At 72.3% G+C, this 24,364-nt stretch carries 24 protein-coding genes and 1 pseudogene; 15 read left to right on the forward strand and 10 right to left on the reverse strand.

From position 1 onward, the window contains the following. Positions 1–140: 140 nt before the first annotated feature. Entirely contained in the window at positions 141–1,223 is a 1,083-nt protein-coding gene (locus RNL97_RS22630) for an SIS domain-containing protein (protein WP_030576926.1), read from the forward strand. 361 nt (positions 1,224–1,584) lie between these two features. Further along, positions 1,585–3,051 carry a sensor histidine kinase gene (locus tag RNL97_RS22635; RefSeq protein WP_030576929.1) on the forward strand — a complete coding sequence of 489 codons (1,467 nt, stop codon included), beginning with the start codon at positions 1,585–1,587 and terminating at the stop codon, positions 3,049–3,051. A 187-nt stretch (positions 3,052–3,238) separates the two neighbouring features. Here the strand turns inward: RNL97_RS22635 and RNL97_RS22640 are convergent, their stop codons facing one another. Both RNL97_RS22640 and RNL97_RS22645 read right to left on the reverse strand, forming a co-directional pair. Then, complete coding sequence (locus RNL97_RS22640) at positions 3,239–3,496, reverse strand: WhiB family transcriptional regulator (RefSeq protein ID WP_003953983.1); 258 nt, start codon at positions 3,494–3,496, stop codon at positions 3,239–3,241. A gap of 320 nt (positions 3,497–3,816) precedes the next feature. Continuing rightward, a complete protein-coding gene (locus RNL97_RS22645; protein WP_030576932.1) occupies positions 3,817–4,785 on the reverse strand; it encodes a diacylglycerol/lipid kinase family protein in 969 nt (322 codons plus the stop codon). Between the two features lie 164 nt (positions 4,786–4,949). Here RNL97_RS22645 and RNL97_RS22650 point away from each other — a divergent pair, with 164 nt between their 5' ends. Next, positions 4,950–5,399 (forward strand): hypothetical protein, encoded by a 450-nt coding sequence (locus RNL97_RS22650; RefSeq protein WP_313751118.1) that lies wholly within the window; start codon positions 4,950–4,952, stop codon positions 5,397–5,399. Between the two features lie 27 nt (positions 5,400–5,426). Here the strand turns inward: RNL97_RS22650 and RNL97_RS22655 are convergent, their stop codons facing one another. The 3 genes from RNL97_RS22655 to RNL97_RS22665 form a co-directional block, all read right to left on the reverse strand. After that, a complete protein-coding gene (locus RNL97_RS22655) occupies positions 5,427–6,356 on the reverse strand; it encodes an RNA polymerase sigma factor SigF (protein ID WP_010061512.1) in 930 nt (309 codons plus the stop codon). A gap of 23 nt (positions 6,357–6,379) precedes the next feature. Then, a complete protein-coding gene (locus RNL97_RS22660) occupies positions 6,380–6,793 on the reverse strand; it encodes an ATP-binding protein (protein ID WP_003966375.1) in 414 nt (137 codons plus the stop codon). Between the two features lie 232 nt (positions 6,794–7,025). After that, entirely contained in the window at positions 7,026–7,286 is a 261-nt protein-coding gene (locus tag RNL97_RS22665) for a UBP-type zinc finger domain-containing protein (protein ID WP_003966374.1), read from the reverse strand. Between the two features lie 34 nt (positions 7,287–7,320). Here RNL97_RS22665 and RNL97_RS22670 point away from each other — a divergent pair, with 34 nt between their 5' ends. Continuing rightward, positions 7,321–8,922 carry a Na+/H+ antiporter gene (locus RNL97_RS22670; protein ID WP_030576938.1) on the forward strand — a complete coding sequence of 534 codons (1,602 nt, stop codon included), beginning with the start codon at positions 7,321–7,323 and terminating at the stop codon, positions 8,920–8,922. On the opposite strand, the gene RNL97_RS22675 is transcribed toward RNL97_RS22670, so the two are convergent. The 3 genes from RNL97_RS22675 to RNL97_RS22685 form a co-directional block, all read right to left on the reverse strand. Next, positions 8,898–9,836 (reverse strand): 1-aminocyclopropane-1-carboxylate deaminase/D-cysteine desulfhydrase, encoded by a 939-nt coding sequence (locus RNL97_RS22675; protein ID WP_030576941.1) that lies wholly within the window; start codon positions 9,834–9,836, stop codon positions 8,898–8,900. The two genes, RNL97_RS22670 and RNL97_RS22675, sit on opposite strands and share 25 nt — an antisense overlap. A gap of 37 nt (positions 9,837–9,873) precedes the next feature. Continuing rightward, on the reverse strand, positions 9,874–11,070 hold the full coding sequence (locus RNL97_RS22680; RefSeq protein ID WP_030576953.1) for a globin domain-containing protein: 1,197 nt from the start codon (positions 11,068–11,070) through the stop codon (positions 9,874–9,876). A 97-nt stretch (positions 11,071–11,167) separates the two neighbouring features. Continuing rightward, complete coding sequence (locus RNL97_RS22685; RefSeq protein ID WP_030576956.1) at positions 11,168–11,614, reverse strand: RrF2 family transcriptional regulator; 447 nt, start codon at positions 11,612–11,614, stop codon at positions 11,168–11,170. 176 nt (positions 11,615–11,790) lie between these two features. On the opposite strand from RNL97_RS22685, the gene RNL97_RS22690 reads away from it, so the two are divergent. The 6 genes and pseudogenes from RNL97_RS22690 to RNL97_RS22715 all read left to right on the forward strand — a co-directional run bounded on the left by RNL97_RS22690 (position 11,791) and on the right by RNL97_RS22715 (position 17,030). After that, entirely contained in the window at positions 11,791–13,197 is a 1,407-nt protein-coding gene (locus tag RNL97_RS22690) for a family 2B encapsulin nanocompartment shell protein (protein ID WP_313751119.1), read from the forward strand. A gap of 91 nt (positions 13,198–13,288) precedes the next feature. Continuing rightward, positions 13,289–14,332 (forward strand): family 2 encapsulin nanocompartment cargo protein polyprenyl transferase, encoded by a 1,044-nt coding sequence (locus RNL97_RS22695; RefSeq protein WP_313751659.1) that lies wholly within the window; start codon positions 13,289–13,291, stop codon positions 14,330–14,332. An 89-nt stretch (positions 14,333–14,421) separates the two neighbouring features. Next, on the forward strand, positions 14,422–15,018 hold the full coding sequence (locus tag RNL97_RS22700; RefSeq protein WP_313751120.1) for a GNAT family N-acetyltransferase: 597 nt from the start codon (positions 14,422–14,424) through the stop codon (positions 15,016–15,018). A gap of 67 nt (positions 15,019–15,085) precedes the next feature. Next, positions 15,086–15,517: pseudogene (locus tag RNL97_RS22705) on the forward strand (DUF6304 family protein); the annotation flags it as partial. Between the two features lie 185 nt (positions 15,518–15,702). After that, a complete protein-coding gene (locus tag RNL97_RS22710; RefSeq protein ID WP_030576970.1) occupies positions 15,703–16,671 on the forward strand; it encodes a DUF1648 domain-containing protein in 969 nt (322 codons plus the stop codon). Between the two features lie 2 nt (positions 16,672–16,673). Then, on the forward strand, positions 16,674–17,030 hold the full coding sequence (locus RNL97_RS22715) for a GntR family transcriptional regulator (protein ID WP_030576972.1): 357 nt from the start codon (positions 16,674–16,676) through the stop codon (positions 17,028–17,030). A gap of 165 nt (positions 17,031–17,195) precedes the next feature. On the opposite strand, the gene snpA is transcribed toward RNL97_RS22715, so the two are convergent. Next, entirely contained in the window at positions 17,196–17,843 is a 648-nt protein-coding gene (snpA, locus tag RNL97_RS22720) for a snapalysin (protein ID WP_313751121.1), read from the reverse strand. 315 nt (positions 17,844–18,158) lie between these two features. On the opposite strand from snpA, the gene RNL97_RS22725 reads away from it, so the two are divergent. The 5 genes from RNL97_RS22725 (at position 18,159) to RNL97_RS22745 (ending at position 23,131) form a co-directional block, all read left to right on the forward strand. Further along, positions 18,159–19,112, forward strand: coding sequence for a LysR family transcriptional regulator (locus tag RNL97_RS22725; protein WP_030576978.1), 954 nt, complete (start codon positions 18,159–18,161; stop codon positions 19,110–19,112). A 137-nt stretch (positions 19,113–19,249) separates the two neighbouring features. Further along, a complete protein-coding gene (locus RNL97_RS22730; protein WP_234313332.1) occupies positions 19,250–20,248 on the forward strand; it encodes an NAD-dependent epimerase/dehydratase family protein in 999 nt (332 codons plus the stop codon). Between the two features lie 148 nt (positions 20,249–20,396). Continuing rightward, on the forward strand, positions 20,397–21,860 hold the full coding sequence (locus tag RNL97_RS22735) for a choice-of-anchor A family protein (protein ID WP_313751122.1): 1,464 nt from the start codon (positions 20,397–20,399) through the stop codon (positions 21,858–21,860). Positions 21,861–21,869: 9 nt separating this feature from the next. Beyond that, entirely contained in the window at positions 21,870–22,253 is a 384-nt protein-coding gene (locus RNL97_RS22740; protein WP_313751123.1) for a DUF952 domain-containing protein, read from the forward strand. Beyond that, a complete protein-coding gene (locus tag RNL97_RS22745) occupies positions 22,250–23,131 on the forward strand; it encodes an SDR family oxidoreductase (RefSeq protein WP_313751124.1) in 882 nt (293 codons plus the stop codon). The genes RNL97_RS22740 and RNL97_RS22745 overlap by 4 nt, the downstream gene beginning before the upstream one ends. Before the next feature lie 19 nt (positions 23,132–23,150). Here RNL97_RS22745 and RNL97_RS22750 read toward each other — a convergent pair whose 3' ends face one another. Continuing rightward, positions 23,151–24,362, reverse strand: a complete 1,212-nt coding sequence (locus RNL97_RS22750; protein ID WP_374115202.1) for a DUF1266 domain-containing protein — start codon at positions 24,360–24,362, stop codon at positions 23,151–23,153. Positions 24,363–24,364 lie beyond the last annotated feature (2 nt).

The following is a 24,364-nucleotide window of genomic DNA, read 5'->3' on the forward strand; positions in this document are numbered from 1 at the left end:
AGAATCGGGCAACCGTACGGAGAAGAGTCCACGCACCGGCGGCCCCCATCCCGCCCCGGCCCGCTGGCGGCCCACGGAATTGCCTGGTCGACTTGTCCGGTACGGCGACACCGCAGCCGACAGCGCAGGGAGGCCCCCACATGTCCGCCACCTTTCCGGTCGACCCGGGCGGCCGGGGCGACGAGCCCGGCCGCATCATGTCCGGCGAGATGGCCGAGCAGCCCGCGATGCTGCGCCGCATCCTCGACCGGGGCGCGCCCCGCATCCGCGAGGTCGCCGCCGAGATCGCCGCCCGGAAACCCCGCTTCGTCCTGCTCACCGCGCGCGGCACCTCCGACAACGCGGCGCTCTACGCCAAGTACCTGCTGGAGATCCGCCTCGGCCTGCCCTGCGGCCTCGCCTCGATGTCCACCACGACGGCGTACGGGGCCAAACCGGATCTGCGGGACGTCCTCGTAATCACCGTCAGCCAGTCGGGCGGCTCACCGGACCTGGTGGCCTCCACGAGGGCCGCCCGGGAAGCCGGGGCCGTCACCCTCGCCGTCACCAACAACCCGGACTCCGCGCTCGCCGCCGTGTCCGAGTACCACATCGACATCCTGGCGGGCCCGGAGAAGGCGCTCCCGGCCACCAAGACGTACACCGCGTCCCTGCTCTCCCTGTACCTCTTCGTGGAGGGCCTGGGCGGCCATGACGGCACCGACGCCGCCGGGGGCCTGCCCGACCTCGCGGGCGCGATCCTGGGCCGCCGGGCCGAGGTCAGGGCGCTGGCCTCCCGCTACCGGTTCGCCGAACGCATGGTGATCACCTCGCGCGGCTACGGCTATCCGACGGCCAAGGAAGCGGCCCTGAAGCTCATGGAGACCAGCTACATCCCCGCTCTCTCCTACTCCGGAGCCGATCTGCTGCACGGTCCGCTGGCGATGGTCGACAACATCTCCCCGGTGATCGCCGTGGTCACCGACGGCCGGGGCGGCGAGGCCCTCCAGCCGGTGCTGGACCGGCTGCGCGGCCGCGGCGCGGATCTCTTCGTGGTCGGCCCCAAGGCCCAGGTGGAGGCGGCGTCGGCCGGCTTCTCGCTGCCCACGGCGGGCGTCCCCGAGGAGTTGCAGCCGATCCTGGAGATCCTGCCGCTGCAGATGCTGGCGTACGAGGTGACGATCGCGCGGGGCCAGGACCCGGACGCGCCCCGCGCCCTGGCGAAGGTCACCGAGACCCGCTGAGGGCGGAGGTGCCCCGAGAACACCCGCGGGCCGCGGCGCCGGGATGGGACCCTCAGCCCATCCGGCACCGCAGCCCGGAGCTACCTGGCCGGCGGTGTGCGGTGCCCCCGGCCACTGGAGGCACCGGCGCGGTCAGGGCAGAGAGCGCCGGGTGCCTCGGTCCGCTCTCCTGTGCGGGGAGAGCGGAGGTCTTGATGACATTGTGGACTAGACCAATACGCGTGTCCATCCGTGTGCACGACATTCTCCGGCGGGCCGCCGCCCCTGTCCATCGTCCCGCCTCCGTACACCTGCACGGCTCATCGGGCCCAGCGGTTCGAACGCCCTCGGCAACCCCAGGTACGCTCCACAGGTGCCCTCCATGAACGACCTCGTCCGCCAGCACACCGCCCTGAGCGACACCGACCTCGAGTGGCTCCATCTGCTGGTCTCGGAGTGGCAGCTGCTCTCCGACCTTTCCTTCGCCGACCTCGTGCTGTGGGTGCCCACCCGCGACGGCACTCGGTACGTCTCCGTCGCCCAGATGCGCCCCAACACCGGGCCCACCTCCTACCAGGACGACATGGTCGGCCATCTGGTGCCGCGTGGCCGCCGCCCGCTGCTCGACGCGGCCCTGGACGAGGGCCGGATCGTGCGCGAGGGCGACCCGGAATGGCGTGAGGAGGTGCCCGTACGGGTCGAGTCCATCCCCGTACGCCGGGACGGCCGGGTGCTCGGCGTCATCGCCCGCAACACCAACCTGCTCACCGTGCGCACCCCTTCCCGGCTGGAGCTCACCTACCTCCAGTCCGCCTCCGACCTGGCCCAGATGATCGCCGCCGGGGCCTTCCCGTTCCCCGGCCAGCAGGTCGACATGGACGCCTCCCCGCGCGTGGGCGACGGGCTGATCCGGCTCGACGCCGACGGGATCGTCCAGTACGCCAGCCCCAACGGCCTCTCCGCCTACCACCGTCTCGGCCTCGCCTCCGACCTGGTCGGCCAGCACCTCGGTACCGTCACCGCCGAACTGGCCCCGTCCCGGGGGCCGGTGGACGAGGCCCTGGTCAAGGTGGCCAGCGGTTACGCGCCCCGCGAGTTCGAGGTGGAGTGCGCGGGCGGGGTGATCCAGCTGCGCGCCATCCCGCTCAAGCCCAAGGGCGTCCGGATCGGCTCCCTGGTCCTCCTCCGGGACGTCACCGAACTGCGCCGCCGCGAGCGCGAGTTGATCACCAAGGACGCGACCATCCGGGAGATCCACCACCGGGTGAAGAACAACCTCCAGACGGTGGCCGCCCTGTTGCGCCTCCAGTCCCGCCGGATGGACTCCGAGCAGGGGCGCGAGGCGCTCAACGAGGCGGTCCGGCGCGTCGGTTCGATCGCCATCGTCCATGAGACGCTTTCCCAGAATCTGGACGAGCGGGTCGAGTTCGACGAGATCGCCGACCGGGTCATCGCGATGGTGTCGGAGATCTCCCCGGGCAAGGTGAGCTGCCGGCGCACCGGACGCTTCGGCATCCTCGACGCCGAGGTCGCCACCCCGCTCTCCATGGTGCTGACCGAGGTGCTGCAGAACGCCCTGGAGCACGCCTTCACCCTGGCTGACCACGGCACGGTCGAGGTCTCCGCCGTGCGCGGCGGGTCGCCCGCCGAGGGGAGATTGCTGATCACCGTCACCGACGACGGGCGCGGCCTGCCCGAGGGGTTCGACCCGAAGCAGGCCGGCAACCTCGGGCTCCAGATCGTACGGACGCTGGTGGAGGGGGAGTTGGGCGGCACGTTCGGCATGGTCCCGGCCCCAGGGCGCGGCACCCAGGTGGTGCTGGACCTCCCGGTGCAGGGTCTCAAGTAGCCGGGCCGGGCGCTCGCACCGCCGAGCGCACACAGCAGAGCGGGCCCGGACCGTGGTGACGGTCCGGGCCCGCTCCGTGATGCTCACGTTGCGATGCGCTTCGGGGTACTGCGCGCTGCGACTCGAAGGCGGGGCTGTGCGTACGCTCTGTACGCGCCGCCGGGCTGAGGCTTGGTGCGGGGGTCGCTCAGGCGCTGGCGTTACGCGCCCGGTTGCGAGCGGCGCGGCGCTTCATCGCGCGGCGCTCGTCCTCGCTGAGGCCACCCCAGACGCCGGAGTCCTGGCCGGACTCGAGCGCCCACTGCAGGCACTGCTCCATGACGGGGCAGCGGCGGCAGACAGCCTTGGCTTCCTCGATCTGCAGCAGCGCAGGACCGGTGTTGCCGATGGGGAAGAACAGCTCGGGGTCTTCCTCACGACAAACGGCGTTGTGACGCCAGTCCATGGCTGCTACCTCTCCTTGGTATTACACGCTTGTTGCTTGTGAATGTGAACGCTTTCACGAATCCCCCCGCAGATGACGGGCCGACCCCCAGATGGACTGGGTGTGGTCTGTGATGGTGAGGAGGGGTTCTGGCTTTCAGTGGAGGCCGGTGTTGCGGGCCGTCCCGATCGCCATGAAGAGATTCCCAAACCTCGGCGACGGATACAACCCCTTCTGGAAAGTTTTTTTTGATTCCTCGGTGTCGACTAGGTCACAGGCGCACTTCTTGGGGGTGGGACCCAGTCCAAACGTTCGAGTTAAAGGACTTTCGGCCCTTCCACTCACACAATCACACGCAGTGCACGGCGTACGCCTGTGAACGTCACGCTCGTACGCAGTCCCAGGTGGTCGCCGTCCATCTGGAAGGGTAGTGGGACCTTTGAATGCAAGGTGAAGTCCGTGAGGTCATGCCGTGAAACGGCATGCTTGCCGCGCGGCCCCTTCTCGGGGCTCGAAGTGAGCAGCTGGGTGCCGTACAGGGCCACTGCCGGAGCGGACAGGCGCTTCAGTCCGAGCACGTCCAGTGCGGTGTCGAAGGAGGCCTTCGGCGAGGCGTAGACAGGGCGATTGCCCAGGTAGGTCCAGGGGGCGGTGTTGCAGATTATGGAGAGCGCGAGGTCGGTCACCGGGTCCTGGCCCGGCACGTCGAGCGTGATCGTCCCGTGTCGGCGGTGGGCCTCGTTCAGGAACTGCCGCACCACCTGGCGTACGTACAGCGCGTGCGTCGAACGCTTGCCGCCCTCGCGTTTCTGTTCGACCCGGCCGACGACCCCGGCATCGAACCCGAGTCCGGCACAGAAAGTGAACCAGCGTTCGGGGACGGACTCGTCCTCGGTGCCCGGGGTGCCGGCGGCCAGGCCCAGACCAACCGTGCGTTCGGTCCGGTTCTCCAAAGCGTCCAGGATGGCGCCGGTCGCCTCCACCGCGTCGTTCGGCAGCCCGAGGGCGCGGGCGAAGACATTGGTGGACCCGCCGGGGACCACGGCGAGCTTCGGAAGGCCCTCCGGATCCGGGCCCCGGTGCAGCAGCCCGTTCACGACCTCGTTCACCGTGCCGTCGCCGCCGAGGGCGACCACCAGATCGATGTCGTCGCTGTCCGCGGCCCGCCGCCCCAGGTCCCGCGCGTGCCCCCGGTACTCCGTGGTCACCGCCTCCAGCTTCATCTCGCTGGCCAGCGCGTGGATGAGCACGTCACGGGTGCGGGCACTGGTGGTGGTAGCAGCTGGATTGACCACGAGGAGTGCGCGCATGACGGCCAGCCTACCTACCGGGCGGTTCGGCCCTGAAGCCCCGGTTCGCTGCGCTCCAGGGTGGTGACGGAACGTGACGCCCGCGCCGGTGCACCGCCGGACGGGTGCGGCGCCCGGGCACCCCGGCTTCACTTCCGCGCCCCGGGGATGCCAACCTGAAAGGCGTGAGCACTCAGCAGACACCGTCCACGCCGTCGCCACCCACCGCGGAGCGCCCGACCAGGATCACCGTCCTCGCCGGCGTCAACGCCCTGGAAGGCGTGGCTCTCGCCGTCGGCGGGATCTACCTGCTGATCATGGGACTGCTCGGGAAGCCGGAAAGCACGCAGCAGGCGGAGACGGTCGGGATCACCCTGGTAGCGCTCGGCGCCATCCCGCTGATCGCCGCGCGCGGACTGCTGCTGCTGCGCAGCTGGAGCCGGGGGCCGGCGCTGATCACCCAGATCATGGCGCTGCCGGTGGCCTGGACGCTGCTGCGCTCGCAGGGTGCGCTGATCCCCACCGGGATCGTGCTCGCGGCGGTCGCCGTCACCGGCCTCGTGCTCGTCCTGAACCCGGCGACCACCCAGGACCTGGGCATCCGCCGGGGGCCGAGGACGACCCCCGACGCCTGAGCCTCTCCGCCCGGCTCCTCGGCTCTCTCACTCCTCGACGAGCAGGCGCTCGCGGAGCTGTGCCAGGGTGCGGGCCAGCAGCCGCGAGACGTGCATCTGCGAGATGCCGACCTCCTGGGCGATCTGCGACTGGGTCATGTTCCCGAAGAAACGCAGCAGCAGGATCCGCTTCTCGCGCGGCGGCAGGTCCTCCAGGAGCGGCTTGAGCGACTCCCGGTACTCCACGCCCTCCAGCGCCTCGTCCTCCGAGCCCAGCGTGTCCGCCACGGCCGGCGACTCGTCGTCGGTGTCCGGTACGTCCAGCGAGAGCGTGCTGTACGCGTTGGCCGACTCCAGGCCCTCCAGCACCTCCTCCTCGGAGATGCCGAGCCGCTCCGCCAACTCGTGCACGGTCGGCGAACGGCCGTGCTGCTGGGAGAGCTCCGCCGTGGCCGTGGTCAGCGAAAGCCGCAGCTCCTGGAGGCGGCGCGGCACCCGCACCGCCCAGCCCTTGTCCCGGAAGTGGCGCTTGATCTCGCCGACCACCGTGGGAGTGGCGTAGGTCGAGAACTCCACCCCCCGGTCCGGGTCGAACCGGTCCACGGACTTGATCAGGCCGATCGTGGCGACCTGGGTCAGGTCGTCCAGCGGCTCGCCGCGATTGCGGAACCGGCGGGCCAGGTGCTCCACCAGCGGCAGATGCATGCGCACCAGCCGGTTGCGCAGCTCGGCCTTCTCGGCGGACCCGTCGGGCAGCTCCCGCAGCTCGAAGAAGAGGGCCCGGGCCCCGCTGCGGTCGTGTGGATCGTGGTGCCCGTGCTCGCTCATCTGGCCCGCCCGCTCTGCCTGCGACTGCTGCTCCACCGCGACGTCGAAGCCCTCGGGCCCGTCCGCTCCGTCCTCCGGATGCGGCCGGGCCTGCTGCTCCGGGATGCCTGCTGGGCGCACCACCCCGGATCGGATCGTCTCGTCCCGCACAGGACCGTCCCCGTTCCCGTCGCTCACGCCGGCCCAGGGCCCGCGCCGCGCTGTTTGTAGAGGCTGATGCTGACCGTACGGTCGTCCGCGACCGTGGAGTCGACCTTGCCTGCCAGTGCGGAGAGCACCGTCCAGGCGAAGGTGTCGCGCTCGGGCGCCCGGCCGTCGGTGGTGGGTGCCGACACCGTCACTTCGAGGGAGTCGTCGACGAGACGGAAGACGCAGCTGAGGACGGAGCCCGGCACGGCCTGCTGGAGCAGGATCGCGCAGGCCTCGTCGACCGCGATGCGAAGATCCTCGATCTCGTCGAGAGTGAAGTCCAAACGCGCTGCGAGACCGGCCGTGGCCGTTCGCAGCACCGACAGGTAGGCACCCGCAGCGGGCAGCCGGACTTCTACGAAGTCCTGATTCCCGGGCTCGCCTGCGATCTGGGACACCCTCACCTCCAAGGTGGCACAAACTCTTTCGAGGTTCCGGGAAGGGTGGCCCGGAGCCATGCGGTCCGTCGACGGTTCTTCGGCTCGGCGACGTTATCGGATCCATGATGCCGTGTCGTACGGACCCCACACCCCCACCGTCACTCATGGTAAAGCCATGAGTACGGACAGTGGCTAGGGGTCTGCGGCGTCCAATTACGAAGAACCGGCGCCGCATTGACGTACCCAGGCGTCAGACGATCGAACCGTCCTCGAAGCACCAGCGCCAGCTCTCGCCCGGCTCGAAGCTCCGCATGACGGGGTGACCGGTCGCCCGGAAGTGTCCGGTAGCGTGCCTCAGCGGCGACGAATCGCAGCAGCCGACGTGCCCGCAGGTCAGACAGAGACGCAGCTGCACGGGGTGGGTCCCCGCCTCCAGGCACTCGGGACACGTCTCGCCGAGCGGCACGGGCTCGGGGCGTGGCAGATCAGCTACATGCGCACACTCGCTCATGATGGGCAGGTTACGACGGATCGAGGACGGTGGGATGGACGCGCTGCCGCTGATCGCCCTGGTCGCCGTGAGCGCGGCGGTGGCCGGTGCGGCCCGCCGCACCCCGGTGCCCGCCCCGCTCGTGCTCGTCGCGGTGGGGCTCGTGGCCGGCTATCTGCCGGGCGTTCCGACGTACCACCTGGACGCCCATGTCGTCCTGCCGCTGCTGCTTCCGCCGTTGCTCCACACGGCGGCCCTGGACAGCTCCTACCTGGATCTGCGGGCCAACATCCGGCCGGTCGCCCTGCTCTCCGTGGGCTACACCCTCTTCGCGACCGTGGCGGTGGGCTGGCTGGCGTACCGGATCATCCCGGACCTGCCGCTGACCGCCGCGCTGGTCCTCGGGGCGGTCGTCGCCCCGCCGGACGCCGTGACGGCCGCCGCGATCGCCCGCCGGGTCGGGCTGCCCGCCCGGGTGACCACGATCCTCCAGGGCGAGTCCCTGGTGAACGACGCCACGGCGATCACCGCCTTCAGGGTGGCGCTGGCCGCGGCGGTGGGGGAGGGGATGAGCTGGGGCGCCGGAATCGGCGAGTTCCTGCTCGCCGCGATCGGCGGGGTCGTTGTCGGGCTCCTGCTGATGGTCCCGTTGCACTGGCTGCGCACCCACCTCAAGGAAGCGCTCCTCCAGAACACGCTGTCCCTCCTGATCCCCTTCGTGGCGTACGCGGCGGCCGAACGGGTGCACGCCTCCGGCGTCCTCGCCGTGGTCGTCGTCGCCCTCTATCTGGGTCACCGCTCCTGGCAGGTCGACTTCGCCACCCGGCTCCAGGAAGCGGCCGTCTGGAAGATGGTGGCGTTCATCCTGGAGTCCGCGGTGTTCGCGCTGATCGGCCTCCAGCTGCCGTTCGTCCTGAAGGAACTCGGCCCGTTCGGTGTCGAGGAGGCCATCGGTTACGCGGCCGTGGTCTTCCTGGCCGTCGTCGTGGTCCGCTTCGTCTGGGTCTACCCGGCCACCTATCTGCCCCGGTTGCTCTCGCGGCGGGTCCGGGAGCGCGAGCCCGGCACGGACTGGACGGCGCCGCTCATCGTGGGCTGGGCCGGGATGCGCGGGGTCGTCTCGCTCGCCGTCGCGTTCTCCATCCCGCTGGTCACGCAGGACGGCGAACCGTTCCCGGCCCGCAGCCTGGTGCTTTTCCTGACCTTCACCACCGTCATCGGGACGCTGGTGATCCAGGGCCTGACCCTGCCCGTCCTCGTCCGCGTACTGAAGCTGCCGCACCCCGACCCGCAGACGGTCACGCTCATCGAGGCGCAGGCCCAGAGCGAGGCGTCCGAGGCGGCGGAGGTCCGGCTGCGGGAACTGCTCGACGACCCGCACAACAGCCTCCCGCCGCCGCTGGCCGACCGGCTGCGCACGGTGCTGGAACGGCGCCGCAACGCCGTCTGGGAGCGGCTGGGCGCCGCCGACCCGGTCACCGGGGAGTCGGCGGACGACACCTACCGGCGGCTCTCGCGGGAGATGATCGAGGCCGAGCGCGAGGTCTTCGTCCGGCTCCGGGACGAGCGGCGGATCGACGACGAGATGATGCGTACGCTGCTGCGCCGGCTGGACCTGGAGGAGGCAGCCGCCTACCGGGAGACGGACGACTCCTGAAGCGACGCGTCCGGGGCGCCGGTGATCACGGCGGCAACCCGCGTGCCCGGCGCGAACGCCCCCTCGTCGGCCAGCGCGGTCAGCGCGAACAGCAGCTTGGCGACGTACACGCGCTCCACGGGCAGCCCGTGCCGGTCCTCGAAGCCGTCGGCGAAGGCGTCCAGCTCCGGGGCCGTACGGGCGTAGCCGCCGAAGGTGAAGCGCTCCTCCAGTGCCCAGGCCCCGGCCGGGCCGCCGAACGCCTCGCACTGGAGCCGCGCCACCTCCCCGGCCAGGAACCCGCCGCCGACCACCGGCACGCCCAGCGCCCGCTGGCCGGGGTCCAGCCCGGCCGCGAGTCCGGCCAGGGTGCCGCCGGTCCCGCAGGCCACGGCCGCCACATCGACCTCTCCGGCCAGCTCGCGCCCCAGCGCCGTACAGCCCTGTGCGGCCAGGGCGTTGCTACCGCCCTCCGGGACGACCTCCACGTCCCCGAACCGGCTCAGCAGCCCCTCCAGGACCTCGGGGGACGCCTTCGCCCGGTACGTCGTACGGTCCACGAAGTGCAGCCGCATCCCGTCGGCCGCGCACCGGGCCAGCGAGGGGTTGAGCGGCCGGTGCGCCAACTCGTCGCCGCGGACGACGCCGACGGTCCGGAAGCCGAGCAGCCGCCCGGCCGCGGCGGTGGCCCGGAGGTGATTGGAGTACGCACCGCCGAACGTGAGCACGGTGCGCCCGGCGGCGGCCTCCAGATTGAGGGCGAGTTTGCGCCACTTGTTGCCCGGCAGGTCGGGGTGGATCAGATCGTCCCGCTTGAGGAACAGCCGCACTCCGCGACGGGCGAAGCGCCCGTCCCGGACCTCCCCCAAGGGGGAGGGGATCCGGGGCCGGAGGAGGGCGGCGAGGCGGGGCGGGCCGGGGGTCGGGCTGGTCACCCGTTCATTGTCGCCCGCCCGCCGGGGCGGCGGCGTTTCAGGAAGCGGCCAGCCAGAGGTCCGGGCCGAACACCTCGTAGTGGACGTCGGCCGGCCGGACCCCCGCCTCCAGCAGTTGGCCCCTGACGGCCCGCATGAAGGGGAGCGGGCCGCACAGATAGGCGTGCGTTCCCGGCCGTACGGTGATGCCGCCCAGGTCCACGAGGCCGGTGCGGTCAGCCGGCTGTCCGGCCTCCGGGGCCTCGTACCAGAAGTGCGCCTCGGCGTCCGGGAGCTTCTCCGTCAGCCGTACGTGGTCGGTGCGCAGGGCGTGGTCGGCCGGTGAGCGGTCGCCGTGCACGACGGTGACCGGGCCCCGGTGACCCTCCTGGGCGAGGTACTCCAGCATCGACAGCATGGGGGTGCAGCCGATACCCGCCGATGCCAGCAGCAGGGGCGCGTCCAGGTGGTCCAGCACCAGGTCCCCGTAGGGGAGGGAGACGCGCAGCAGGTCGCCCACGCGGGTGCGCTCGTGCAGCTGGCCGGAGACCTCGCCGTCGGGCGAGCCCTGGCCGCGCACGCGCTTCACGGTGATCGACCGGAGTCGGGAGCCGGGGGCGCAGGAGAGGCTGTACTGGCGTATCTGGCGTGCCCCGTCCGGGAGTTCGACCTGTACGGAGACGTACTGGCCGGGCCGGAAGGCGGGCGTGCGCGCGTCCTCGGCGGGGCGCAGCAGGAACGTGGCGACGTCCTCGGTCTCCTCGATCCGGGCGGTCACCTCCCACGCGTGCCAGACATCGCCCGCCAGGACGCCCTGCTGGGCGTAGAGGCGTTCCTCGACGGCGATCAGGGAGCCCGCCATCAGCCAGTAGACCTCGTCCCAGGCGGCGGCGACCTCCGGGGTGGCCGCGTCGCCCAGGACATCGGCGACGGCCGCGAACAGATGGGTGTGCACCACCTCGTACTGCTCCGGGGCCACCCCGAGCGAGGCGTGCTTGTGGGCGATCCGGTCCAGCATCACGTCGGGCCGGGTCCCGGGCTGCTCGACCAGCGCGGTCGCGAACGCGGCGATGGACCCGGCCAGGGCCCTGCGCTGATCGCCGGAGGCCTGGTTGCCCCGGTTGAACAGGTCCCGCAGCAGCTCGGGGTGGGCGGCGAAGAGCTTCTCGTAGAAGAGGTCGGCGATGTCCCCGATGGCCGCGCCGACGACGGGAAGGGTGGCGCGGACGGTGGCGGTGGACCGGTCGGAGAGCATGAGGCTCCTTATTATTGGAATAGCGGATGCGCATTTAAGGGCGGGGGGGAACTCGCCCCGCGTGCGGGGGTGCGCGAGCGTGCGGGGCCGGGCGGGGTCAGTCGGGTGGTGGGCCGCTGCCGATGCCGAGCAGGAGCGGGCCGGTGGGGGAGGCGACGAGGTCGGTGACGGTGATCGGGTCCAGGGCGGCGTAGAAGGCCTCCTGGGCTGCGCGCAGGGCCCCGCGCAGCCGGCAGGCGGAGCGGAGCGGGCAAGGGGTGTCGCCCTCGCACTCGACGACCTCCTCCGGCCCCTCCAGCTCCCGCACCAGCGAGCCGATCGACGCGTCGCGGCCGGCGGAGGTCAGGGTGAGCCCGCCGCCCCGGCCGCGCCGGGCGTCGAGGAGGCCGAGACGCTGGAGCCGGGCGACGACCTTCGCGGCATGGGTGTACGGGACCCGCATGGCGGCCGCCACCTCGCGGGTGGTCGGCGCTTCTGTGCCCTCGGCGACGGCGAGCCGCATGAGGACGCGGAGTGCCACGTCGGTGAATCTCGTCAGCCGCATGGGCTCAGCGTAGATAAGTTGCACGGAGAATGCGAATTAAAGGAGTGGTCCGGTGACGGGATCAACGTGCCCCACCTGAAGGTGGATTAGTCACACTCTTTTGTGTAATGGCGGGCCTCCCCCTCCTGCTGAAAGTCTCTTCCTCGCAGGTCAGCCCATGATCGAGAGGACGTCAGATGTCCGTTGGTGAAGAGGTTCGCGACACGCAGGCGCCGTCGCAGCAGAGTCTGGGGACGGCAGCTGCGCGGAACCTCGCGACGACCACCAAATCCGCGCCGCAGATGCAGGAGATCACCTCACGGTGGCTGCTGAAGATGCTGCCGTGGGTGCAGGTACAGGGCGGTACGTACCGGGTGAACCGTCGGCTCAGCTATTCGGTCGGCGACGGCCGGGTGACCTTCGTCCAGACCGGGGACCGGGTGGCCGTGATCCCCGCCGAGCTGGGGGAGCTGCCCGCTCTGCGCAACTTCGGGGACGAGGAGGTCCTCGCCGAGCTCGCCCGCAGGTGCGAGCAGCGGGACGTGGCCGCGGGGGAGGTGCTCGCCGCCTCGGGGGACGCGGCGGACCGGGTATATCTGCTGGCGCACGGCAAGGTCGAGAAGATCGGCACCGGCCTCTACGGGGACGAGACGGAGCTCGGGGTCCTCGCCGACGGCGCGTACTTCGGCGACCAGAGCCTGGTCGACGGCGACGCCGTCTGGGAGTACACCGCCCGCGCGGTCACCCCGTGCACGCTCCTCACCCTGAGCCGGGCCGACGTGTTCAACCTCGCGGAGCGCGCCGAATCCCTCCGCGGCCACCTCGCCGGACTGCTCTCCATCCCGCACCAGCGGACCAACCACTACGGAGAGGCGGCGATCGACCTCTCCGCCGGCCATGTCGGCGAGGCAGTCGTCCCGCACACCTTCGTCGACTACGACGCGGCGCCGCGCGAGTACGAACTGAGCGTCGCCCAGACCGTGCTGAAGGTCCACAGCAGGGTGGCCGACCTCTACAACCAGCCGATGAACCAGACCGAGCAGCAGTTGCGGCTCACGGTCGAGGCGCTGCGCGAGCGCCAGGAACACGAACTGATCAACAACAGGGAGTTCGGCCTTCTCAACAACTGCGACTACGGGCAGCGGATCCAGCCGCACGACGGGGTGCCCGGCCCGGACGACATGGACGAGCTGCTCTCGCGCCGCCGCGGATCGAAGCTCTTCCTCGCCCACCCGAAGGCCATTGCCGCCTTCGGCCGCGAGTGCAACCGGCGCGGGCTGGTCCCGGAGAGCGTCGACATCGGCGGCCACCACGTGCCCGCCTGGCGCGGGGTGCCGATCTTCCCGTCCAACAAGATCCCCGTCACCGACGCCCGCACCACCTCCATCATCTGCATGAGGACCGGCGAGGCCGAGCAGGGCGTCATCGGCCTCCAGCAGACCGGCATCCCCGACGAGATCGAACCGAGCCTCTCGGTCCGCTTCATGGGGATCGACGAGCAGGCGATCATCTCCTACCTCGTGACGGCGTACTACTCCGCCGCCATTCTGGTACCGGACGCCCTCGGAGTGCTGGAGAACGTCGAGGTCAGCCGCTGGCGCTGACCCCGAGTCACCCCGGGGGCCCGGGCGGCCGCCGCCGCCCGGGCCCCCGGGTCCGCACCCACCGCCTCGCCCCAGGGAGTTGACCGTGACCATGACCAGTACGGACGCCGCGACGGAAGGGCACGAGGCCGCGGCGCTCCTGGAGCGCACCCGCGCTGTCGTCGACCCGCATCTGCGATCGGCCGTGGAGTCGTTGCCCGGCGGTATACGCCGGATCGCGATGTACCACTTCGGCTGGCAGAACGCCGACGGAACCCCGGCCGCCGGCCAGGCCGGAAAGGCCATCAGGCCGGCGCTCGTGCTGGCCGCCGCCCGCGCGCTGGGCGGCGATCCGGAACGCGCCGTCCGGGCCGCCGTCGCCGTCGAACTCGCCCACAACTTCACCCTGCTCCACGACGACGTCATCGACGAGGACACCACCCGCAGGCACCGGCCCACCGCGTGGGCGGTCTTCGGCGTCCCGGACGCCATCATCACCGGCGATGCCATGCTCGCCCTCGCCCAGCGGCTGCTGGCCGAGGACCCGTATCCGGCCGCGGCGCCCGCCGCCGCCCGGCTCTCCACCTGCGTCATCGAGCTGTGCGCGGGCCAGCAGGCGGACTGCGCCTTCGAGGAGCGCGGCCCCGACGAGGTCACCCTCGACGAATGCCTCGCCATGGCGACCGCCAAGACCGGCGCCCTGCTCGGCTGCGCCTGCGCGCTCGGCGCCCTCTACGCCGGGGCGGAGGACCGGGCGGTCCGCGCGATGGACGGGTTCGGGCGGGAGGCCGGGCTCTCGTTCCAGCTCATCGACGACCTGATCGGCATCTGGGGCGACCCCGACCGCACCGGCAAGCCCGTCGGGGCCGACCTGGCCGCCCACAAGAAGTCCCTGCCCGTGGTCGCCGCCCTCACCTCCGGCACCCCGGCCGCCGCCGAGCTCGCCGCGCTCTACCGGGGGCCCATGAACACCGCCGCCGAGGTGAGCAGGGCGGCCGACGCGGTGGACCGGGCCGGCGGGCGGGACTGGGCCCAGGTCTGCGCGGCCGACCGGATGGCCCGCGCGGTCCACCACCTCTCCCGGGCGGTCCCCGATCCGAGCGCGGCGGGCGACCTGCTGGCGCTGGCCGAATTCGTCACCCGCCGGACCAGCTGACCCACCTCGGGTGACCACGGCGACTCCCTGTCAACTCTAGTATTCCGACGGTTGGTTGGTGGAGAGCAGCAGAGAGGCGGCAGCCCGTCATGGGTATACGGATCCAGCAGGCGGAGCAGCGCGACCGGGAGCTCGTCGTCTCGGTCATGGAGGAGGCCTTCCACGACGACCCGGTCAGCAGTTGGGTGTTCCCCGACGAGGCGCGCCGGCGCGCGGTGCACGGCAGGTTCCTCGGCGTCTTCGTCGACGTCGCCCTCGCCGAGGGCCGTATCGACATCGCCGAGGACGGGGCGGCGGTGGCCCTGTGGCTGACGGTGCCCGCCGGGGCCCCCGAGAAGGAGGACCCCACGCCCGCACTGATGCGACAGACCGCGGATCCGGACAACGAGCGCTGCGAACTGGTGGGCAGGCTCACCGGGGAGGTACACCCGCACGACCGGGCGCACGCCTATCTGCTGATGATCGGCGTCCGTCCCGGCCGCCAGGGAGAGGGCATCGGGGCGGAGCTGATCGGAGCGGAGCTGGAGCGCTGCGACCGGGAGGGCCTGCCGGCCTATCTGGAGGCGAGCAGCGCCCGGAGCCGGCTGCTGTACGAGCGGCTCGGATTCCGCTTCCTCGGCCGCGCGGTGGACCTGCCGGACGGCCCGCCGATGTACCCCATGTGGCGTGATCCCCAAGACGGTTGACGTCCCGTCCTTCCCCTGCGGAGGGCGGTACGGAAGCTGTCCGAGGCGGAGGCTACAGTCCCTGCTCATGACAGATGAGTCGTGGGCCGGCTGGTACCGGGACAACAAGGGTTCCGACGCCGCCGTCCTCACCACGGACGGACAGCGGATCCGGCTCCGGATCAGAGGGGCCGACTTCGAGGGCGAGAGCTTCGACGGCCTGAGGCCCGTCGCGGGCGCCCCGCCGGAGAACGGGACGTTCGGCCTCAGGGACGGCGCGCTCGCCGACTGCGTCCTGGAGTGGGACCGGCCCCTGCCCGTCCTCGTCGCGGGCACGCTCCGCCACGCCACACTGACGTGCCTGCTCTCCCTGCGCCGGGCCGAACCGGATTTCCACCTCGCCCTCCATCTGGGCGGCGCGGTGTACGAATCGGCCCGCGCCGAGCGCGACTTCACCGCGGCCCTGGCCGCCGTCCAGCGGACCCTTCCGGACGACGTCGTCCTCCAGGCCCGTCTCGCCCGGTCCGGAGCAGCCTGACCCGAAGTCGTCCTGCCGCCACCGCCAACCTGCCTGCCGTCACCGACGAACCGTGCGCGTCCGCCCCGTACCGCATCCGGTACGGGGCGGACGCGCGTCACCCCGCTGCCTTCACCCGTTGCCTCCGCCGCATTGTTCTACTAGCATGCGAACAACGGAGGTTTTCCATGAAAAGCAAGAACCTTGGCCGCGTCACTCTCGCCGCCCTGCCCTTTGTACTCGCACTCCTTATCGACCTCACGCTCTGCGCCGTCGTCGCGGACCGCCTGCCCGACCGGCTGGCCGTCCACTTCGACGCCGGCGGATCCGCCAACGGACATACGAGCTTCACCGCCTATCTGCTCTACACACTCCCCTCGCTGCTGGTGCTCGGCGCGCTGTGGGTCTTCATCGCGGTCAGGGGCAGGCTCCACGGCCGGGCCCACCGGTGGTTCATCGGCGGGGGCTTCGCCGTGGCCGCGTTCCTCGGCTATCTCCTGATCGCCGTCCTGTTCGTCAACGTGGACGCCCCCGAAGGCGGTTCGGCCGACGGGTTCCCGCTCCGGCACATCGCGGTGGCCCTCGGGGCGGCCGCCCTCGCCGGAGCCCTCGGCCTGCTGCTGTCCCGGCTGGTCCCCGCGCCCGAGGACCCCCGCGACCCGGGCCCGGCGACCCGGGACAGGATCGTGCTCGCCGACGGCGAGGTGGCCGCCTGGGGGCGCGGTATCGGCGCCTGGTGGGCACCCGTCGCCGTGCTGGTGCTGCTGGCGGCCGGTGTCACCGTCGGGGGGGCGCAGAGCTGGTTCATCGGAGTGCCGCTGATCCTGCTCGCCCTGGCGATGGGCACCTTCTGCCGCCCCCACGTCACCGTGGACCGGCGCGGTCTCACCGTCTCCGGTCTGCTGCCCCGGCCCCGGGTGCGGGTGCCGCTGGAACGGATGGAGGCCGCGGGCAGCCGCCCGGTCGACGCCCTCGCGGAGTACGGCGGCTGGGGCTATCGCATCCGCCCCGAACGCAGCGGCGTGATCACCCGCTCGGGTGAGGCCATCGTCGTCAGCCTGACGAGCGGCCGGGAGTTCGCCGTCACCGTCGGGGACTCGGCCACCGGCGCCGCTCTGCTCAACACGCTGCTCGACCGGCAGCGGGCGGGGGGCTGACCATGCTCTTCCGGGTGGATCCGCATTCCACCGTGCCGCTCGGTGACCAGATCGCCGCCTCGGTCCGGCGCGCGGTCGCCGAGGGCGCCGTGGATCCGGGCGAGCGGCTGCCCGCCGCCCGGGTGCTCGCCGAATCCCTCGGCGTGAACGTCCACACCGTCCTGCGCGGCTACCAACGGCTGCGCGAGGAAGGACTCATCGAACTGCGCCGCGGCCGGGGTGCGGCGATCACCGCGGGCGCGTCGCCGCAGCGCGCCCGACTGCTGGAGAGGGTGCGCGAAGCGGTCGCGGACGCCCGGGAGCTGGGGATGACCGAGGACGAACTGCTGACCCTCGTCCGTAGCGAACTCGACGCCTGACAGGGGGCGTCGGGGACCACGCAGAGGACCGTTCCGGAAGCGGAACGGTCCTCTGACGTGTGGGGGCGCCGGCCGGTCCCGGGACACGGGACCGGCCGGACGAGTGCGACGGCGTCGTGAACGCCACGACGCCAGGGGCGTGACGGCGTCGGGGGTGCGACGGCGTCAGGAGGCGGAAAGGGCGAGCGAGGCCAGGCCGTTCTGCCACAGCTGGTTGACCCGGGCCCGCTCGTCGGCGTCCGGCTGTGCGTTGGTGCAGGACGGGCCGGGGCCGCCGCCGGACATCAACTCGCTGCACGGACCGGAGTAGTTGTCCGGCAGGCCCAGCACGTGCCCGGTCTCGTGCGTGGTGACGCGGGTCGAGTCGTACTGCTGGTTCTGGGCGTAGTCCAGGAAGATGTACCCGCGACCGTGGCCGTCGGTGCTCGCGTAGGAGCCGCGCGGGTCGTTGCCCTCGCGGTACGTGAAGTCCGCGTTGGAGCCCTCCTGCAACTGGACGTTGGAGACCGAGCTGTTCCAGATCCGCGTGCTGTTGGCTATCTGGCCGCGGAAGGACGGCGCGCCCGACGCGTTGTAGGTGACCGTGACGGCCTTGATGCCCGGGTTGGCCGCGCGCTTCTCGGCGACGGACTTCATGACCGCGTCGAGGAAGGCGCGGTTGGCGGCGGCGTTCTCGCCGGAGCCGTTGTACGCGGCGATGGCGGAGGGGGCGGAAGAGGCGGCAGGGGTGGGAGCGGCGACGACGGGGGCGGTGCCCAGCGCGGCGACGAGGCCGAAGCCGGCGGCGGCGACGGCGGTCCTGAGGTGTCTCATGGGGGGATTTCTCCTACCTGTCCGAACGAACCCGCGCCGTGGGGGTGTCCGTCGAACGGACAAGGCGTGGGGCGGTACGGGGAAGAGTGTGGTGCAGCGCACAGTCGCCGGGGATGATGCCGAACGGCGATAGCACCGCCCTATCGCCGCCCCGTCCTTCTCTCTGCGCACGTCAGCCGCTCATCGTCATGCCATGCTCACGTCATCAGCACGGCATCGCCACAGACCTCCGGGCCCAACACTCCCTGAATTGAGGCTGTTTGGTGGGGTTGCGACGTCTGGTGCGCGGCGGACGGCGGTCATAGTCTCCGCTGCATGGAGCTGGAGGTGAGACACCTCAAGGCGCTGTGCGCCATCGCCGACGCGGGCAGTCTGCACCAGGCGGCCCGTCGCCTCGGCGTGAGCCAGCCCTCCCTGACGACCCAGCTGCGGCGGATCGAGAACGTGCTCGGCGCCGAGCTGTTCCTCCGCGAACGGACCGGCTGTCGCCCGACTCCCCTGGGCCGGGCCGTTCTGAGCCGGGCCCGGCCGCTCGTCGACGGCATGAGCGACCTGGTCGCCGCGGCGCTGGCGGAGGCCGAGGCCGCCCGGCCCCGCGGCTCCCGGCTGCGCATCGGCTCGACCGCGAGCCGCGTCATCGGCGGCTGGCTGCGCCGGCTGCGGGCCGCCCTGCCCGGTACGGACATCTCCCTGCGGGTCGACGTCTCCGCCCACGCGCTGCTGCGCTCGGTCGAGGCGGGCCGCCTGGACGTCGCCTTCGTGCACGAGGTGGAGGGCTGTCCGCTGACGCTGCCGGAAGGTCTGGAGCAGCGCGTACTCGTCGACCGGGAACCGCAGTTCATCTCCCTCTCCCGCGACCACCCGGCCGCTCGCCGCCGAGTGGTCGAGCTGGGCGACCTCGCGGGCGACCCGTGGATGGTCGATCCGACGGTGGACGGCGAGTGGGACGGGGTACGCCGGGTGCTCGGCGCCGCCGGACTGAACCCGCCGGTCCTGCACGGCGACTACCTCACCGCAGCCTCCCTCGTCGTGCTCGGCGAGGCCGTCGCGCCCTGCCAGCCGACGTCGGGACCGCGCGACGACATGGTGATCCGCCCGTTGCAGGGCGACCCGCTCGCGGTACGCCTCCTCCTGGTCTCCCGGCCCGGGACCGACATCGAGGTGGTGTACGCACAGTTGGAGGACGCCTACCGGGACGCGGCGCGACGGGCGAGCGGCTACCACGAGTGGCTGCTGCGCCACCGCTCGCCGCTGGCCCGCACGCCCTGACCCGGCACGGTCCCGCCGGTCCGTGAGCCGGCACGCCGGTCCGTCGATCTGTCCGTCCGTCGGCTGCGGAGAGTTCCCCGCTCTGCTGACAGCGTGCACGGGTTCCGCCCCCGCCCGCCGGTGGGCAGAGTCGTCCCATGAGGCTTCTGATGCTGGGCGGTACGGAGTTCGTCGGGCGGGCCGTCACCGACGCGGCGCTGGAGCGGGGCTGGGATGTCACGGTGTTCCACCGCGGACGCCACGCGCCCCCGCCCGGCGTGAGCGCGCTGACGGGGGACCGGACGACCGGAGAGCGGGGGCTCGCGGCGCTGGCGGAGAGCGGGCAGGGCTGGGACCTGGTCGTCGACACCTGGAGCGGCGCCCCGGCGGCGGTCCGGGACGCCGCCCGCCTGCTGTCCGGCCGGGCCGGCCACTTCAGTTACGTCTCCAGTCGCTCCGTCTACGCCTACCCGGCCGCTCCCGGACTCGGCGAGGACGGCCCCCTGGTGACCGGCGCCTCGCCCGACGGCGGCGGGGACGTGCCGTACGACCGGGCCAAGCGCGGCGGCGAGCTGGCCGCCCTCGACACCTTCGGGGACCGGGCCCTGCTGGCCCGGGCCGGGCTGATCATCGGTCCCGGGGAGAACATCGGCCGGCTTCCCTGGTGGCTGTCGCGGACCGCCCGCGGCGGACCGGTGATCGCCCCCGGCCGGCCCGACGCGGAGCTCCAGTACATCGACGTCCGGGACCTGGCGGCGTGGATCCTGGACGCGGCGGCGGCCGGGCTGCACGGCCCGTACAACACCGTCAGCCGCCCCGGCCACGCGACCATGGGCGGGCTGCTGGAAGCCTGCGTGCGGGCCACGGGCTCCGACGCCGAACTGCGCTGGACGGATCCGGAGGTCCTGCTGGCCGCCGGGGCCGAGCCCTGGAGCGACCTGCCGATCTGGCTCCCGCCGGGCGAGCTGTACGACACGATGCACCGCGGCGACCACACCAAGGCGCACGCGGCGGGGCTGCGCTGCCGCCCGGTGGAGGAGACCGTCGCGGACACCTGGGCCTGGCTGCGCGCGCTCGGCGGCACAGCGCCCCACCGCCCCGACCGCCCGCCCGTCGGCCTCGACCCCGAGCTGGAGGCGAAGCTGCTGGCGCTCTGAAGGCTGCTGACGCCCTGCCACTCCGCCGTTCCGGCACGCCGCTCCTGTGTGCGTGTCGCTCGAAGAAACCACCCATAGGCCTACGTAACGGGGAAAAAGCGGCGTGTCATACAAAACGACAAAGTGATGACCATGCATATTGCGCGGCATGGAACAGAAGGTGCGCAGGCACGGCAACGCAATCCGGGCAGCAGTCACAGTGGTGACGGCCGCGGCGATGGTGGGCGTGTTGGCCCCGGCCGCAGGTGCCGATCCGCTGCCGGGCGGACTGGGGCCCTGCCTCGGCAGCTCCTGCCCACCCGGTTGGAACGACCCCAACAACGGCCCGGTCGTCGGCTTCGACAGCAACATCAACGTCTTCGTCGGCGGGGACTTCCTGGTCCGCGAGGCGGCGGCCGAGGCGGAGGGCAAGGTCGTCACCCTCGGCGAGTTCGACATGAACAAGCGGGAGGGGGTCTCGCGGATCTACAACGTCGGTATCGCGGGCGTCGGTTCGCGGGTGCCTCCGCCGGACGGCTCCGACTATCTGACGACGGGCGGGGACATCACCATCGCCGACGGCCAGCGCCTCCTCGCCGAGGAGGGGGAGCACTCCGGCCGCGTCGCGTACGCGGGGGACCTCACGGGCACGGTGAACCCGACCACCGCCCCGCGCTCCGACGAGGACGCGGCCGCCCCGTACACCCGGCTGCGCCCCCGGCTCACCGAGGCCAGCCGGTGCTACGCCTACGACGGCGACGAACACCGCGAGGCGACGGGCGCATGGCAGCAGGTCGGCGACCTCATGACGTTCACCGGCGACGGCACGTCCGCGATCCAGATCTTCGACGTGGACGCGGACCTGGAGTCGGAGACGGGCGGCAACACGGGGTTCGTGTTCAACGGGATCCCCGAGGGCGCGACCGTCCTGGTCAACGTGTACGGCAGCACCCGCAGCGTCGCCACGTTCATGGGCTCGTTCCCCAACGAGGGCCTCCGCGAGAACCTGCTGTGGAACTTCCCGGACGCCACCGCTCTGTCGCTGACCGGCCCGGCCCAGTTCGAGGGCAGCATCCTGGTCGGCCGGCCGGCCAGCTCCACCGTGCTCAGCATGAGCGGCACCAACGGCCGCTTCTACACGGCGGGTTCGCTCACCCACACCTCGCAGGGCCGGTCGGGCGGCCAGGAGATCCACGCGTACCCCTTCGACGGGGACCTGCCGTCGTGCGCCCCCGACCCGACGCCGACCCCCACGGACCCCGCGCCCACGCCGACGGACCCCACGCCGACCCCCACGGATCCCACGCCGACCCCCACGGATCCCGCCCCGACCCCCACGGATCCCCCCCCGACGCCGACGGACCCGACGCCGACCCCCACCGACCCCGCCCCGTCCCCGACCGGCCCGACCGCGACCCCCACCGAGCCGACGCCTACCCCCACCCACCACTCGCCGCAGCCCACGCACTCGCCGAGCCACCCGGGTGAGCTGCCCGACACCGGCTCCCGGGGCGGCGAATGGATCCTCGGGTCCGTCGCGGCAGCGCTCGTGGCCGCCGGCGGTACGGTCCTCGTGGCCACGCGCAGGGCGCGCCGCCGCACCTACCGACCGGGACGGAGCAGTGCCCGCTAGCGTGGTTCGATGACCGAACCGCTGCTGCACCTCGCCGAAGCACCTCTGTGGGAGGCGGCCCGGGGGACAGGGACGTACGAGATGTCCACCCGCGGCCGCACCCTCCAGGAGGAGGGCTTCATCCACCTCTCGCTGCCCCGTCAACTCCCCGGCGTGGCCCGGATGCTGTACGGGGACGGGGCGGGGGACGGCAACGGCGACGGCGGCCAGGGCCTGGTGGTCCTGGTCGTCGATCCCGACCGCCTGGCCGGCCCCGTCCGGTTCGAGGCGATGAAGCCCGGCGGCGAGAAGTTCCCGCACCTGTACGGACCGCTCCCCGTGAGCGCGGTCGTCGAGGTGCGGCCCTTTGACGACTGGTACCACGACCGACGAGAGGAAGACGAACCCCAGTGATCGGCCCCCTCACCGCGGTGACCGGAGCGAGCGGAGCGGTCGGTGGCCGGGTCGCCCGACGGCTGGCCCGGACCGGCGTTCCGGTACGGCTCCTCGGCCGCGACCCCGCCCGGCTGCCCGACGTGCCCGGCGCCGACCATGCGCCCCCCGCCCCCTACGGCGACGGGGAGGCCGTGCGCCGGGCCCTCGACGGCGCCCACACCCTCTTCCTGGTCTCCGCCCACGAAAGCCCCAACCGGGTCCGCGAGCACACCACCGCGATCGACGCCGCCGTGGCGGTGGGGGTGGAGCGGATCGTGTACGTCTCCTTCCAAGGGGCCGCGCCCGACGCCACGTTCACCTTCGCCCACGACCACTGGGACACCGAGGCCCACATCCGTACGGCCGGGATCCGCCACACCTTCCTGCGGGACAACTGGTACCTCGCGGGGCTGCCCGCGATGACCGGGACCGACGGCGTCCTGCGCGGACCCGGCGGCGACGGGCGGGTGGCGGCCGTCGCCCACGAGGACATCGCCGACGCGGCGGCGGCCGTGCTGCTGGACGAGGGCACGGACCACGACGACCGGGTCTACGACCTCACCGGACCGGAGGCGTTCACCCTCGCCGAGGCGGCCGAGGAGCTGACCCGGGTCACCGGGCGGCCCGTCGTCTACGTCCCCGAGACCCGGGAGGAGGCCTACGCCTCCCGGGCCGGCTACGGGGCCGAGGAGTGGGAGGTGGCCGGCTGGGTCACCTCGTACGAGGCCATCGCCAACGGCGAACTGGCCGCCGTCTCCGACGCGGTGCCCACGCTCACCGGGCGTCCGGCGCAGAGCTTCGCCCAGTTCCTGGTGGAGAACCCGGACAGCTACCGCCATCTGCTCCCCGGCGGCTGACCGGCGGGTTCGCCGGGGCTCACCGCCACGGGATGTGCTTCCACGGACTGCCCTCGCTCTCCGTCAGCAGACGGTGGGCGAGGAGGTTCTGTTCGTAGAACGGCCCGTACTCCTCCTCGTCGAACCGCAGCACCCGCCCCAGCGCGTACCCCGCGGAGAACTCCTCCCACGAGCGGTGGGCCGACTTGCTCAGCGCCCCGGCGTACACGATCGCCGCCTCCGCGTCGGCCGGGCCGCAGAAACGCGCCGACAGGCCCCAGCGCGCCAGGTTCACCGCCCGCCCGTAGTCGTACGCGACCGTCGTGCGCACCCGGCCGTCCGGCGGCAGCAGACCGTCCGCTCGGAACCGGGCCTCGTAGCGCATGATCCGGCGCACCAGATCCTCGATGCCCTTGACCGTGCTCGCGTCGGCCCCGAGGTCCTGGGCGTGCCCGGCGGCGGTCTCCCGCCACAGATCGGCCGAGGGCAGCTCGCCGATCGCCGCTGCCAGCTGCTCGCGGGCGCGCAGCGCGAAGTCCGGTTCCGGCGGGCTGTTCGCCGCGTCCAGCAGGAAGTCCAGCTGCCGGCGCCATTCCTCGTGGCCGGCGATGCCCCAGGAGTCACGGAGCTGCTCGCGCTCGTCGACGTACTCGCGGTAGACGGTGCCGACCTCGTTCCACGGCACGGCGTTCCTGATCGCCAGATGCGCCCCGCAGGCCAGCCCGTACGCGAGTGGGCCGTGCAGCGCGCCGTGCCGCAGGGCGACGAGGCGGTTGGCGGAGGCCCGGTCGTTCTCCGCGTACGCCCGCTGCCACAGCGCCAGGTCGGGCGGGGCGGCGGGCAGCAGCAACTGGCCGGGCGTCCCCACGTTCACGCCCAGCCACACCCGGGGATCGGTCCAGCCGAACTCGGCGACCCACCGCAGCGAGACCCCGCGGAAGACCCAGTCCGGGTGCCAGGCGGGCAGCATGCCACGGGTCAGGAGCGGCCGGCAGACGAAGCCCGCCGGGTCGACGTGCCGCCGCCAGATCACGGTGTCCGGATCGGCGTCCACCTCGGCGCGCGGGGCCGGGATGTACAGCTCGGTCCCGGCCAGCGCGGCCAGTTGGCCCCGCACGTCGCCGCGCAGGGCGGCCTCGTGGAGGAGCTGCTCGGTCTCGGACGGCGGGACCCAGGGGGCGGGGGGCCAGGGTGCGGAGGCGGGCGCGCCGGGGGCCGGGGGAGCGCCGTAAGGGCCCGGGTCCGGGTTCATGC

This window comes from Streptomyces parvus, assembly GCF_032121415.1.
In the GTDB taxonomy this organism is placed as follows: Bacteria; Actinomycetota; Actinomycetes; order Streptomycetales; family Streptomycetaceae; genus Streptomyces; species Streptomyces globisporus_A.